Origin of the sequence: Paracoccus aurantiacus, assembly GCF_007993065.1 — a bacterium.
GTDB classification, from domain to species: Bacteria; Pseudomonadota; Alphaproteobacteria; order Rhodobacterales; family Rhodobacteraceae; genus Paracoccus; species Paracoccus aurantiacus.
This window is the reverse complement of the sequence record NZ_VOPL01000003.1, coordinates 54,545-67,150: the sequence shown is the minus strand read 5'-3', so window position 1 is coordinate 67,150 and position 12,606 is coordinate 54,545. Positions and strand designations below refer to the sequence as shown.

At 63.9% G+C, this 12,606-nt stretch carries 15 protein-coding genes, 1 tRNA gene and 1 pseudogene; 5 read left to right on the top strand and 12 right to left on the bottom strand.

Annotated elements, in window-relative coordinates; genetic code table 11:
- Window positions 1-17 precede the first annotated feature (17 nt).
- From FQV27_RS19335 to FQV27_RS08585, 7 genes and pseudogenes are all read right to left on the bottom strand, one after another.
- Window positions 18-143, bottom strand: a pseudogene (locus FQV27_RS19335) (TetR family transcriptional regulator); the annotation flags it as partial.
- Window positions 144-174: 31 nt separating this feature from the next.
- Entirely contained in the window at window positions 175-729 is a 555-nt protein-coding gene (locus FQV27_RS08610; protein ID WP_147097560.1) for a hypothetical protein, read from the bottom strand.
- Entirely contained in the window at window positions 726-935 is a 210-nt protein-coding gene (locus tag FQV27_RS08605) for a hypothetical protein (RefSeq protein ID WP_147097558.1), read from the bottom strand. The genes FQV27_RS08610 and FQV27_RS08605 overlap by 4 nt, the downstream gene beginning before the upstream one ends.
- Window positions 936-1,033: 98 nt before the next feature.
- Entirely contained in the window at window positions 1,034-1,939 is a 906-nt protein-coding gene (locus tag FQV27_RS08600; RefSeq protein ID WP_147097556.1) for a dioxygenase family protein, read from the bottom strand.
- A gap of 75 nt (window positions 1,940-2,014) precedes the next feature.
- Window positions 2,015-2,458: an L-alanine exporter AlaE gene (alaE, locus tag FQV27_RS08595; RefSeq protein ID WP_147097553.1), complete on the bottom strand. Its 444-nt coding sequence runs from the start codon at window positions 2,456-2,458 to the stop codon at window positions 2,015-2,017.
- Entirely contained in the window at window positions 2,455-3,405 is a 951-nt protein-coding gene (locus FQV27_RS08590; protein ID WP_147097551.1) for a 1-phosphofructokinase family hexose kinase, read from the bottom strand. Before FQV27_RS08590 ends, alaE begins: the two co-directional genes overlap by 4 nt.
- Window positions 3,402-3,809 carry a metallopeptidase family protein gene (locus FQV27_RS08585; RefSeq protein WP_147097548.1) on the bottom strand — a complete coding sequence of 136 codons (408 nt, stop codon included), beginning with the start codon at window positions 3,807-3,809 and terminating at the stop codon, window positions 3,402-3,404. The genes FQV27_RS08590 and FQV27_RS08585 overlap by 4 nt, the downstream gene beginning before the upstream one ends.
- A gap of 78 nt (window positions 3,810-3,887) precedes the next feature.
- Between FQV27_RS08585 and gltX the strand changes: the two genes are divergently transcribed.
- Entirely contained in the window at window positions 3,888-5,210 is a 1,323-nt protein-coding gene (gene gltX, locus FQV27_RS08580) for a glutamate--tRNA ligase (protein WP_147097545.1), read from the top strand.
- A 22-nt stretch (window positions 5,211-5,232) separates the two neighbouring features.
- Here the strand turns inward: gltX and FQV27_RS08575 are convergent, their stop codons facing one another.
- The 3 genes from FQV27_RS08575 to FQV27_RS08565 all read right to left on the bottom strand — a co-directional run bounded on the left by FQV27_RS08575 (window position 5,233) and on the right by FQV27_RS08565 (window position 7,138).
- Window positions 5,233-5,919, bottom strand: coding sequence for a hypothetical protein (locus tag FQV27_RS08575; protein WP_147097543.1), 687 nt, complete (start codon window positions 5,917-5,919; stop codon window positions 5,233-5,235).
- A gap of 164 nt (window positions 5,920-6,083) precedes the next feature.
- Entirely contained in the window at window positions 6,084-6,503 is a 420-nt protein-coding gene (locus FQV27_RS08570; protein WP_147097540.1) for a DUF6683 family protein, read from the bottom strand.
- Window positions 6,504-6,571: 68 nt separating this feature from the next.
- A complete protein-coding gene (locus FQV27_RS08565; RefSeq protein ID WP_147097538.1) occupies window positions 6,572-7,138 on the bottom strand; it encodes a tyrosine-protein phosphatase in 567 nt (188 codons plus the stop codon).
- Window positions 7,139-7,365: 227 nt separating this feature from the next.
- Between FQV27_RS08565 and FQV27_RS08560 the strand changes: the two genes are divergently transcribed.
- Window positions 7,366-7,442: transfer RNA gene (locus tag FQV27_RS08560), tRNA-Met, on the top strand.
- A gap of 54 nt (window positions 7,443-7,496) precedes the next feature.
- Here the strand turns inward: FQV27_RS08560 and FQV27_RS08555 are convergent.
- A complete protein-coding gene (locus tag FQV27_RS08555; RefSeq protein ID WP_147097536.1) occupies window positions 7,497-8,072 on the bottom strand; it encodes a TetR/AcrR family transcriptional regulator in 576 nt (191 codons plus the stop codon).
- A 98-nt stretch (window positions 8,073-8,170) separates the two neighbouring features.
- On the opposite strand from FQV27_RS08555, the gene FQV27_RS08550 reads away from it, so the two are divergent.
- From FQV27_RS08550 to FQV27_RS08540, 3 genes are read left to right on the top strand one after another with little or no spacing between them, the layout of a single operon-like run.
- Window positions 8,171-8,629: a (2Fe-2S)-binding protein gene (locus FQV27_RS08550; protein ID WP_147098124.1), complete on the top strand. Its 459-nt coding sequence runs from the start codon at window positions 8,171-8,173 to the stop codon at window positions 8,627-8,629.
- 13 nt (window positions 8,630-8,642) lie between these two features.
- Window positions 8,643-10,871, top strand: coding sequence for a molybdopterin cofactor-binding domain-containing protein (locus FQV27_RS08545; protein ID WP_246133052.1), 2,229 nt, complete (start codon window positions 8,643-8,645; stop codon window positions 10,869-10,871).
- A 12-nt stretch (window positions 10,872-10,883) separates the two neighbouring features.
- Complete coding sequence (locus FQV27_RS08540; RefSeq protein WP_147097530.1) at window positions 10,884-11,516, top strand: hypothetical protein; 633 nt, start codon at window positions 10,884-10,886, stop codon at window positions 11,514-11,516.
- 64 nt (window positions 11,517-11,580) lie between these two features.
- Here the strand turns inward: FQV27_RS08540 and FQV27_RS08535 are convergent, their stop codons facing one another.
- Window positions 11,581-12,558: a zinc-binding dehydrogenase gene (locus tag FQV27_RS08535; protein ID WP_147097529.1), complete on the bottom strand. Its 978-nt coding sequence runs from the start codon at window positions 12,556-12,558 to the stop codon at window positions 11,581-11,583.
- Between the last annotated feature and the right edge of the window lie 48 nt (window positions 12,559-12,606).

Sequence of the window (12,606 nt, the reverse complement as noted above, 5' to 3'; positions counted from 1 at the left end):
CGCGCAATCTCGTCCAGAAGCTGGGTCTTGCTGGCGAAATGGCGATAGGGCGCGCCGGAACTGACGCCTGCGGCATTGGCCGCCTGCAGCAGGCTGAAGCCGGCGATGCCTTTTTCGGCGATCAGTTTCAGCGCGTGTTCGATCAGCGTCTCGCGCAGCGCGCCGTGGTGATAGTCAGCTTTTTTCGCCAGCGCCCTTGCCCCTTATGGCCGCACAGGTCGCATAGGCCGGGATGGCCGTTGCGACGGTGCCGATCGCGGCGAGTTTCGCCCATGACGCGGCGGCGTGCAAATGGGCAAACGCGTCCGGGAAACCGGTCGGATCGGACAGCATCGCCAGCGAAAAGGTGTTCTCGACCAGATCCAGCGCCGGGGCGAGCGCGGTATAGGGCGCGATGCGATACAGGCGGTTGCTGGCGGCAGGGTTGCGGCGGCGCAGAAGGCGGGCGGCAAGCAGGGTCATCAGAATGGCGGTGGCGGCAAGGCCCGCGATCCAGATCAGGTCGGTGATCTCGGTCGCGATCATGCGGTTCAGCGTGCCTTGCGCCTGAAGTGTCGCATACCAGTCGCGGATCAGGGCGGGATCGGCGGTGGTATTGGCGCGAAACAGCGATACCGGGTGGCGGGTCTGGCGGAAGGTGGATTGCAGCAGGATCTGGCCGAAGGCCGACAGGCCAACCGCCGCCGCCAGCAGCATTGCCAGCACAGGCGCGGGCAGGTTGCGGATCATCCGCTGCGGGTGGACAGCCAGCGGCGGATGCGGCCCTGCTGCCACATGGCCAGCCCCGAGGCGGTGGCCAGCGGCACGCCGATCCATGCCATGAAGCTGCGCAGATCGCCGGTCCATGACGGCGGCATATAGACAAGCGCCCCCAGTCCGAGGCCAAGCAGGATATGCAGCAAACGCAGCAGATTTCTTTGGGTCAGAATACGCATGCGTTGATGTAAGAATATCTTACATGATTCGTCAAGGCGGCTGTATCCAGCGCAGAACGAAAGCGCCCCGACCTTTTCGGGGCCGGGGCGCATGGCGATCAGTTGGATGGGGGCGGGGCGCCGTCTGGCGGGGCGCCACCCGGCGGCATCCCTTCGGGCGGCGGGCCGCCGGGGCCGCCCGGACCCATGCTGACGGTGCGGTCGGCGTTGAAATCGACCGGGATGGTCAGCGCGGCCTTGTAACCGCTGGCCGCGTCGCCGGTGATCTCGGGCGTTTGCTGGGCGATGACTTCCTCGGAATTGTCGCCGAAAACGTTGTCGGTTTCGAGGGTGAGATTGTTCAGATTCTGCGTGCTGCCTTCATACAGCGCGTCGCTTTCGTAAAGCGCGGCGCTGATGTCGTGGGGCATGGCGATCTGGGCGGTCAGGACGGATGCATCGCCCGCGACGGCGGCTTCGGCGCTTTCGAAAACCTCGAAATGGATATGCGGCCAGCGGGCGGGATAGCAGCCGGGATAGATGGTGGTGAATTTAACGCGGCCCTGATCGTCGGTGACGCCGACGCCGCGCAGGAAGTTCTGGTCCGGCAGGTCATACATCGAGTATTCGCCAAGCGTCGTGCAGTGCCAGACATAGATCGCGTGGCCGGCCAGCGGCGTGCATCCGTCGGCATTGACCAGCAGCAGTTCCAGATCAAGCTGCGGGCCGTCCGCTGTGCCGGACAGATCGCCGAACGAGGGGCGCAGGTCTTCGCGGATGACGCCTTCCTGCGTCAGGATGTTGACGATCTGCCCCTCGCGCGAGTTGCTGCCATCCGCCGGGTAGGGGCCTTGCGTTTCCCAAGGCAGGGCCACGCATTCCAGTGCCGAGGCCGGGCTTGCTGCGGCCACAAGGCCCAGCCCGCCCATGACGCCCAGAAGTCTGCGCCGACCGATCAGGCGCGGCAGGTCATGGGCAAAGCCCAGATCGTGTTCGTCGTCATGGTGGGGGTCGTGATGGGGCATGAAACGCTGTCTCCGGTTTGAAATGACTGCAGGCGGAACGGCGGGCGGGGCCGGGGGTTCCGGGGCGGATCATCACTAGCTGTTGAGGCTCATCGGTTTTTCGCCGCCGGGGGGCAGGCCGAACAGGCGGCGGACCCGGTTCAGGAACGCGCCGTAAGGGCGGCCAAGCGCCAGCATCATCACCGCTGCCCCAAGGACGCCGCGCCAGAAACCCGCGCCCGATGCCCCGCTGATCCAGATGATCGCGGCATAGATCGGCACCTGAAAGCTGACAAGCGCGAGGCTGTCCCACAGAAGCTGCGACAGGCGGCCCGGTCCCGCGCGGCGCATCACCCAGTCTCGCCAGAGGCCGTAAGGGCGGGCGACGGGCAGCATCAGCGCCGCGCCGAGGATGCGGGCCTGCGCGACCTCGGGCCAGCTCATCCCGGCGATGAAGCGTTCGTTCAGGATGCCGGTCGCGGTGAAGAACAGCACCAGCGCCGTGGTATCGGCGATGAAGGCGCGGGGAGAGCGGGTCACAGCGCGGTGACAACGCGGGCGGCGAACAGGCGGTCGACGTCTTCGCGGCGGCACAGTTCCGTTGCGGGGGTCATGCAAGTGGCCGATGCCATCGCGGCGGCAAGGCCAAGCGCGTCGTGGATGGGCAGGCCGCGCGCATGGCCGAGGGTGAAGCCGGCAAGGAAGCTGTCGCCTGCGCCGACCTTGCTGACGATCTCGACCTTCGCGGCCTCGGCATGCCAGGCGCCGGTGCTGTCGGCGATGATGTTGCCGTCGCTGCCGCGCGCGACGATCACGGCTTTTGCGGCCCCGGCGGCGACAAGTTCGGCGGCAAAGCGGGCGGTGTCGGTGCGTTCGGGAAGGTGCTTTCCGGCCAGCCCCTCGGCCTCTTCGCGGTCCATGCGCAGCAGGGCGAAATTGTGGCCGCCATCGGCGACGGCGCGCAGGGCCTTGCCCGAGGTATCGACGATCAGCCCGGCATCGCCATCCGCCAGTTTCGCGGCAAGCAGGGCCGCATAGTCGTCCGGCACGCCGGGCGGGTTCGACCCGGACAGCACCACCAGCCCGCCGGGCTGTGCCGCCTGAATGATATGTGCGATGGATTTGCCGACATCGGCCGAGGACCATTCAGGCCCCGGCATGACAAAGCGGTATTGCAGCCCGCTGTCGCGGTCCATTACCGCCAGAGATTGCCGGGTTTCGCCCGGCGCGCGCATCTGCTGCCAGTCGATGCCGCCTTCCTCCAGCAGTTCGGCCATGCGCCGCCCCGTTGTGCCGCCAAGCGCCACGAAGGCGATGCTGTCACCGCCCATCACCTTGATCGCGCGGCTGATATTCACCCCGCCGCCGCCCGGATCGACGGTGGGCGCGTCGCAGCGCAGTTTCTTGTCGGGTTCGACCTTGTCCGCGCCGGTCGACAGATCCAGCGCCGGGTTCAGCGTTACCGTCAGGATGGGGGCCTGTTTCATTCCCACCACCTGTCGATCTTCGCGATGTCGTCATCCGACCAGCCGAAGTGATGGGCAAGCTCGTGGACCGTCACATGCGTCACCAGATCGGCCAGCGTCACATCGCCGCGTTCGGCCCATTCGTCGATGATTGCGCGGCGGAACAGCCAGATCGTATCGGGGAAATGCTGCGGATAGCTGGGCTGCTTTTCGGTCATCGGCACGCCGTCATAGATTCCGGTCAGTTCCAGCGGATCGTCGATTTCCAACTCGTCCATCATGGCGTCGTCGGCGAAATCCTCGACCCGCAGGACGATGTTTGCGGCATGGGGCGCGAAGGCTGCCGGAAGCGTGTCCAGGACGCGGCGGGCGATTGCCTCGATCTCATCACTTTCGGGTGCGGTGGCGTCGGTCCAGTCGGTCATCATCTTCCCCTGTTTGCCCCAAGATATGGACAAATTTGCCCCCATGTGAAAGAGCAAGCGCATCCAAAGGAACATGCCATGACAACCACCCGCTTCGCCCCCTCGCCCACGGGGCATATCCATGTCGGAAACCTTCGCGCGGCGCTGTTCAACTTTCTGATCGCGAAGAAGGCCGGCGGCACCTTCATCCTGCGTTTCGACGATACCGATACCGAACGGTCCAAGCAGGAATATATGGACGGCATCCAGCGTGATCTGGAATGGCTGGGGATCAGCTGGGACCGGATCGAGCAGCAGTCGAAGCGGCTGGACCGGTACGAGGAAGCGAAGGAACAGCTGCGCGCGGACGGCAAGCTGTACGAGGTGTTCGAAACCCCGACCGAACTGGACCTGAAGCGCAAGAAGCAGCTGAACATGGGCAAGCCCCCGGTCTATGACCGCGCGGGGCTGGCGCTGTCGGATGCGGATAAGGAAAAGCTGCGGGCCGAGGGGCGCGAGGGCTATTGGCGTTTCAAGCTGGATCAGAACCGGATCGAGTGGAAGGACGGCATTCTGGGCGATATTTCCATTGATGCCGCCTCGGTCAGTGATCCGGTGCTGATCCGCACGGATGGGACGGTGCTTTATACTTTCGCCTCGTCCGTCGATGACAGCGATATGGGCGTGACCGACATTGTGCGCGGGTCCGACCATGTGACGAATACCGCGACGCAGATCCAGATCATTGAAGCTTTGGGCGGCAAGGTGCCGAATTTCGCGCATCACAGCCTGCTGACCGGCCCGCAGGGCGAGGAGCTGTCGAAGCGGCTCGGTTCGCTGGCGATCAAGGATCTGCGCGAGGCGGGGGTCGCGCCCGAGGCGCTGGTGTCGATGATGTCGCGGCTGGGGTCCAGCCAGCCGGTCGAGTTGCTGAGCCTTGATGAAATCGCTGACAGCTTTGATCTGTCGCATTTCGGCGCCTCGCCCACGAAATTCGATGCCGAGGATCTGTGGCCGCTGACCCGCCACCAGAACCAGTCGCTGCCCTTCGATGCGGTGAAGGACCGGATCAAGGCGCTTGGCGTGCCGGACGATCAGGCCGAACGCTTCTGGCGCGTGGCCAGCCAGAACATCACCAGGCTGGACGATCTGGGCCAGTGGTGGGACATCTTCAGCAATGGGGCCGAACCCGATATTGCCGAGGAAGACCGCGATTTCATCGCTGAGGCCATGACCCTGCTGCCGCCCCCGCCCTATACGGATGCGACATGGGGCGAATGGACCGCCGCCGTGAAAGAGGCCACGGGCCGCAAGGGCAAGGGGCTGTTCATGCCGCTGAGGAAGGCCGTGACCGGGCAGGCGCACGGGCCGGATATGTCGGATGTAATGCCTCTGATTCAGGTGGTGAAGGCGCGGGGATAGCGTAGCGGTGGCTGTGGCCGCGCTAGGCTGAATTCTCGATTGCGTTTGCTGCGGCGATGATGTCATCGGCATGCCGGCCGAGCGTTGCTGTCTGCTCGATATAATCGCGCGACAGGCCGCTGACCTTTTGCGAAGCCAGCAATTGGTCAGTGACGTCTTTATTGCCTTTTAAGATTTGCGAGACGGTGTAGGCCTGCGCGTCCCAAAAATAGCGTGGATTGTACGATTGGTATTCATCGGGAAGCGAGCGAAGGAAAGCCAGATCGCCCGACATGTCATAATTGGGAAGGATCCGGTCCTCGACCGTCGTCAAAAGCAGGTCGATATACTCCGGGACCGTGTGAAGCTCGGCATAAAATGACGGGGCTTTGCTGTCGACTTCCTCGATGAAAGAGATGGGAAATCTGACATCCTCGCGATAGCGCTCGACCTGTTGATTGAAGATGCGGATTGCAGCAGTCTTCGTGCCGATTTTCAGATGGGTTTTGAGGCATTTCTGAAAAAATGCCGAGTAGATCAATATGCCGGGCGAGGGATTGACAACAAAGCCCGCGACGCTTTGCCATCGCGGATCGACCTCGACGGTGAGCCCGTCAGCGGGATGGTAATAGGCGGCGGGCTTCTTGTAGGGCTGCGTCCAGCCGCGCGATGCGGCCTGAGTGAACGCGTTTTTCGTCATGAAGATGGCTTCATCTTTGAATCGAGACATTGCGACCGGCTTGCATGTGACAGGGGCAGGATCCGTGCCCGCCGCCAAGGCATATCAGCGCCTGCGGAGGCTTCAATAGCGGAAAATCGATGGTTCATGGGCGGACCGGACAGGTCGGATGTAATTCCGCTGGATCACGTGGTGATGGTGTGGCGGGCCTGCGCCTAATTGCCTTTCAGCGCAAAGCCCGCCTCGGTCAGTTGCACCCGGTCGGTGTCTATTCCCATCTCTGACAATCCTTGCCTGACGCTTTCCGCAAGCATGCGGCTTGCAAGCGGCTTGCCCGCAGCTTGCTGCTGCATGCTGGCGATCAGCGCAGAACTGATCAGCAGTTTTTCCGCTTTCGCCTGCTTTGCTGCATCATCGGCGACGTAGATTTCGGGCGCTATATCCATCAGGAACAGCTTCACCTGTTCCGACACGGCCATTGCGGTCTGCGGTGATGTCGGTGACAAATCGCCATTCGCCGCGCCCCATGCGTTGATCAGCCAGACGGCATGGGCATCCCCGACATTGTGCCGGTTCAGGCCGACATGTTCCATTGCCGCGCCAATCTGGCCAAGAAGATCGCCCGAGGCGAACATCGCCTCAAGCTGCGCCGCACCCGCCGGATCAGCGAGACGCAGGTGAAATGCACCTATCGGGAATAGGGTCAGCTGTCATAGAAGCCGAGTTCCGGCTCCATCCGCTCCCACGTTTTGTCCATCGCATAGGCGGCGCTGACGGCGGGAAGGCCGATATGGCCGTAGATCGCCGACAATTGCCGTTCGGCTTCGCCTTCGGTGCCGCCGTCGATGCCTGCGACATACAGGGCCGAGGCAAGCCCGGTGCGGTCCGCGCCCGATTTGCAATGGATCAGCATGGGCTTGGGCGCGTCGCGCATGATCTCGATCAGCTTGCGGGCCTCGTCCGCGGTCAGTTCGCTGCTTGCGGACATGCGAAAGTCAATGTGCTTGATGCCAAGCCGGTCGGTCACGGCCTTTTCGGTTTCGTACCAGTCGGTGCCGTCGTCCTGACCGCGCAGGTTCAGGACGCTGGCGATCTTGTGGTCGCGGTTCCAGCGCACCAGCTTTTGCCCATCCATCTGCGCGGCGCGATAGACCGCGCCGGGGCTGACTTCGTGAAAATTGCCGCTGAGCTGAAGATAGGCCAGATAGCCGATGCATCCGATCAGCAAAATGCCAAGAACAGCCAGCCCTCTGCGAATGGCGCGCCACATGTCCGAACGTCCTGATCTTACGGGTTTAAGTTCGAGGGACCATTACCATGCGCGGGCGCCCCAGGCACATTATATCGGCGTAATGTCGGGGTAAGGTCGATGACATCGGGCGCGGCGGCGGCGCGCCATCCGGGGCATCTGTCTCGGGCGGGCAGAAAAGCCGAAGAATCGTCTTGACGCCTCTCGCCCCCTCCCTTACATCGCCTGCACCCGAAGCGGGCGCTTGGGGCGGAGTAGCTCAGTTGGTTAGAGCAGAGGAATCATAATCCTTGTGTCGGGGGTTCAAATCCCTCCTCCGCTACCAGAATCTTCCGAAATCGCTGGCCAGTGTTCGCAATGACCGCGCGTCGCCTCGGCTTTATCCGCCGCGTGACGGAGAGACCCCCGAAAGCAGCAGGACCGAGGCGCGCAGCGTGTCGAGGCTGCGCTTCAGCGCGACTTCATCCTCGGCCGTGTGTTTCAGGCTGTCGCCGACGGTCGAGATGAACATCGCCAGATCAATGGGGCATTGCCCATGCTTGGCAAGCGCCTTTGCATGCGGCGAAAGGATCGTTTCAAGCGCCTTGGCGCGTTTCATCAGAAGAAAGCGGATCGCCTCTCTTGCTTGCGGCTGGGTGCCGATGACCATGTCCCAGCCGCCCGCAGAGCCATGCGCGATGCGGTAAAGGTCGATCACGCAATGACGCAGATAGGCGTCCAGCTTTGCGGCCAGACTGTGCTGATCCTCCCATGCCTTTCGGGTCTGATCGAGGCAGCGGCTGCCCAGAAATTCGATGGTTGCCGCGATGATCGCATCCTTGTCGGCGAAGCGCGCATAGACGGTCTGCCGCGAGACGCCGGCCCGTTCGGCAATATCGCCGACGGTCGCCTTGCGCAGGCCGAAGCGTGTAAAGACGTCGACCGCTGCTTCAAGGATGTCGTCACGGATCTGCATCGCCGCTCTCGGCCGGTTGCGTTAGGTTTCGCCTGACATATTGACAAACCCTGTCGATCTGTAAACCTGTCCAAAATGCCAGCAAGGAGGCCAGCATGATCGAACTTTCCGTCAATGGCGAGACGCGCCAGGTCGATGTAGAGCCGGATATGCCGCTGCTTTGGGTTCTGCGCGACGAGCTTGGCATCACCGGGCCGAAATATGGCTGCGGGGTTGCGCAATGCGGCGCCTGCACGGTGCATGTGGACGGGATGGCGGTGCGGGCCTGTCAGGCGCGGATCGGCGATCTGGCCGGGGCCGAAGTGCTGACGATCGAGGGGCTTGGCGCAGGCACGCTTCATGCCGTGCAGCAGGCCTGGATCGACCATCAGGTGCCGCAATGCGGCTATTGCCAGACCGGGCAGATCATGCAGGCGGCAGCGCTTCTGGACATGAACCCGGCCCCGACCGATGAGGATATCAACAAGACAATGGCCGGCAATCTGTGCCGCTGCGGAACCTACGTCCGTATCCGCGAGGCGATCCATGCCGCTGCGGCAAAAATGGCGGAGAACTGAGATGAAGGACGGGATGACTTTTTCACGCCGCGCTTTTCTGTTCGGCTCTGCCGCCGTAGCCGGGGGTGTCGCCTTCGGGCCGGCCGTCTTTGCGCAGGACATGGCCCCGCCATTGCCGCAGGGGGCCGCGCCGCCCGCCGCCACGATCAACCCCTGGGTTGTCATCGGTCCGGAGCGCATCACCGTTGTCACGCCCCATGCCGATGTCGGGCAGGGCGTTGCCTCGGTGCAGGCGGCACTGATCGCCGAAGAGCTTGATATCGACCTCGATCAGCCGGACGTGTCCTTCGGTCCGCCCGATCCGGCCTATGCCAATACCGGGCTTGCCGGCGAATTCGTGCCGTTCGAAGCCTATGACCTGTCGCCCGAGGCAGAGGCCGCGCGCAAGCAGGCGGCGGACTGGATTGCCAGTCAGGGGATGCAGATGACCGGCGGGTCCAGCACGGTGCCGGACAGCTATGACAAGCTGCGCCTTGCCGGTGCGGTGGCGCGCGAAACCGTGAAGGCTGCGGCGGCAAAGCGCAGCGGTATGGCGGTCGCGGATCTGACGACCGAGGCCGGTCAGGTGGTTCTGCCGGATGGGACCAGAATTCCTTACACCGAACTCGCCGCCGAAGCCGCGGCGATCCCGCCGGTGGAAAACGTCGCGCTGCGCGATCCGTCGGAATGGCGCATCCTTGGCAAGCCGATGCAGCGCGTCGATGTCGAGGCGAAGGCAACCGGCGCGATGAAATTCGGCCTCGATCTGACGCTGGACGGGATGGTTTATGCTGCCCTGCGCGTCAATCCCTACAAGGGCGCCGGGCTGAACGGTTATGATGCCGCCGAGGCGCTGGCGATGCCCGGTGTCTCGTCCGTTGTCGAAGTCACGAATGGCATTGCTGTCATTGCGTCGAACAGCTGGTATGCGATGCGCGCGGCCGAGGCTGTGAAATGCGACTGGGCGCAGGGCGATTATCCCCCCGATCAGTCGGAGCACTGGGCCGTGATGGAGGCGTCTTTCGCCGACGAGCACCGAGAGAAGATCTGGCGTGACGAAGGCGATGTCGATACCGCGCTGGCAGGCGACGGGGTGATCGAGGCCGAATATCGCGCGCCCTATCTGGCCCATCAGCCGCTGGAACCGCTGAGCGCATTGGTTCTGGTGACGGACGAGGGCGCGGAAATCTGGGTCGGCCACCAGATCCCGAATGCCGTGCAGGGCATGGTTGCCCAGATCACCGGCCATCCGGTCGAGAAGGTGGTGTTCCACAACCTGTACAGCGGCGGAAGTTTCGGACACCGGCTGGAATTCGAAAATATCCGCCCCGCCGCCGAAGTCGCGAACAAGATGCGCGGCACGCCGGTGAAGCTGATCTTCTCGCGCGAGGAGGATTTTCTTCAGGACTTTCCGCGCCAGCTTTCCATGGCGCGTCTGCGTGGCGTGGCGCGCGAAGGCACCATCGAGGCGGCGGAGTTCCTGATTTCATCGACCCCGGTCATGGCCTCGCAGATGGGACGGCTTGGTATGCCGGTCGAGGGCCCGGACGCGCAGACCCCGATGGGCGTGCGTCCGATGAGTTACGGCATCCCGAACCTGCGCGTCTCGACCTATGCTGCGACGGGGCTTTCGCCCGTCTCAAGCTGGCGCTCTGTCGGGGCCTCGACGGGCGGCTTCTTCTCGGAAAGCTTCATTGACGAACTGATCCATGCCGCTGGCCTCGATCCTTTGCAGGCGCGGATCGACATGTGCAAGATCGACTATCACCGCAAGGTCATCGAAGCCGCCGGAGAGATGTGCGGCTGGCAGGGGCCGCTTGGCGACGGCAAGGGCAGGGGGGTCGCCTTCGTGGAATCCTTCGGTGTGCCTGTCTGCGAAGTGGTCGAGGTCACGGCGACCGAAAACGGTATTCGCCTCGACAATGTCTGGGTCGCCGCAGATGTCGGCCCGGTGCTTGATCCGGTGAACTTCCAGAACCTCGTTCAGGGCGGCGTCGTCTGGGCGCTGGGGCATGCGATGAATTGCGAGCTGACCTATGCCGGCGGGCAGGTTCAGCAGACCAATTATCAGGCCCATGAGGGGATGCGCATTCATCAATGCCCGGCGATCGAGGTGCGCGGTCTGGCCAATGGCCCGAAGATACGCGGGATCGGCGAGCCGCCGGTTCCACCCGCCGCGCCGGCGCTTGCGAATGCGATCTTCGCCGCCACCGGGCAACGCATCCGTGAGATGCCGTTCAACCGCTTCATCGACTTCGTCTGAGGGAGGCCAGAGATGAAACCCGCAAATCTCGCCCCGTTTCTTGTCGCCCCGCTGCTGGTGCTGCTTGCCTTGCCGCTGGCGGCCGCCGACATTGCCGCGCCGCCCGCGCCCGAACCGGGCAGCGTGTCCGAAGCCGAAGGGCTGGACGCATGGGCGCGGATCGAGGCCGTGGTCAGCCATCCCCGCTGCGCCAATTGCCATACCGGCCCCGACAACCTGCCGATGTGGAGCATCGTCGGCGAGGACAAGACCCGTCCGCATGGGATGAACATCCATGCCGGCGAAAGCCGGATCGGGGCCGAGACGCTGGCCTGTCAGACCTGTCACGTCACATCGACCGCGCCGAATGACGTGGCCCATGCACCGCCTCATGCCGGGATCGAGTGGCAGCTTGCCCCGGTCGAAATGCAATGGTTCGACAAGACCGGCCCCGAGATCTGCGCCCAGCTTAAAGACCCCGAGCGCAATGGCGGACGCGACGGCGACGGTCTGGTCGAGCATCTGATCCACGATGCCGAAAAGGACGGTTTTGTTCCGTGGGGCTTTGCGCCGGGCGGCGGGCGCGAAAAGGCACCCGGCACCTTTGACGAACATGTCCGCGACGTCCAGCTTTGGGTCGCGGCAGGTCAGCCCTGCCCGCAATAGGCGCGCGGCAGCAGTAACAGCACGGGGCCGTGACAGCGCGGCCCCGCTGGTTAAGGCGAAGCGGTCAGGGCTTCAGCAGAACCTTGCCGTTGCGGCCGGGGGTCAGCGCCGCCGTCACGGCGTCGGTGATGCGATCCAGCGGGAATATCCCCTCGACCGGCAGTTTCAGCGTCCCGTCGGCAACCATGCGCAGCAGCTCGCCGAACAGTTTTGCGCGTGTTTCGGCTGGCATCGCGGCGCTGACCTTGCTGGCCCAGAACCCCTTCACGGTTGCCTGCTTGAAGATCAGGTCGCCCGGTGGCAGCGACATCGGCTGACCGGTCAGGGCGCCGAACGTCACAAGCAGGCCGTCCTCGCCCAGAAGCGACAGAAGATCGCCGCTCGCCTCGCCGCCGATGGAATCGGTGGCAGCGCGGATCGGCGCGCCGCCTGTCAGGGCCAGCACCTTGTTCTGCCAGTCATCGCCTGCGGTTGACACGGCATTGCGGATGCCGAGCGCGGAAAGCTCTTCCACACCGGCATCGCGGCGCACGAGGTTGATGACGTTGATGCCGCGCGCCCCGGCCAGCATCGCCAGCATCTTGCCCACCGCGCCATTCGCTGCATTCTGGATCACCCAGTCGCAGCTTTCGACGCCCAGAAACTCAAGCAGCATGACCGCGCTGAAAGGCATGGCGATCATCTGCGCCGCGGCTTCATCGGGCACGCTGTCCGGCACAGGGACCACACCGGCAGCGGGGGCGAGGAAATATTCCGCCCATGTCCCATGCACAGAGGCCACGGCCACGCGCTGACCCGTGCTGACGCCGCTGACCCCTTCGCCAAGCGCATCGACGATGCCGACCGCCTCGGTTCCGCCGATGGCCGGCAGGTCGGGTTTGTAGCCATATTGTCCCTGCACCGTGACAAGGTCGTGATTGTGGATCGGGCTGAGGATCGTTCTGATCCTGACCTGTCCCGGACCGGGTTCGGGCAGGGCGCTGTCGGTCAGGGAAAGCAACTCTGTCGGGTCGCCGAAAGCGGAATGGGTCGCGCTTTTCATCATCTGCTCCTTCTGTCTCGGGCTTAGGGCAATGCCGAAAGGTCGCTG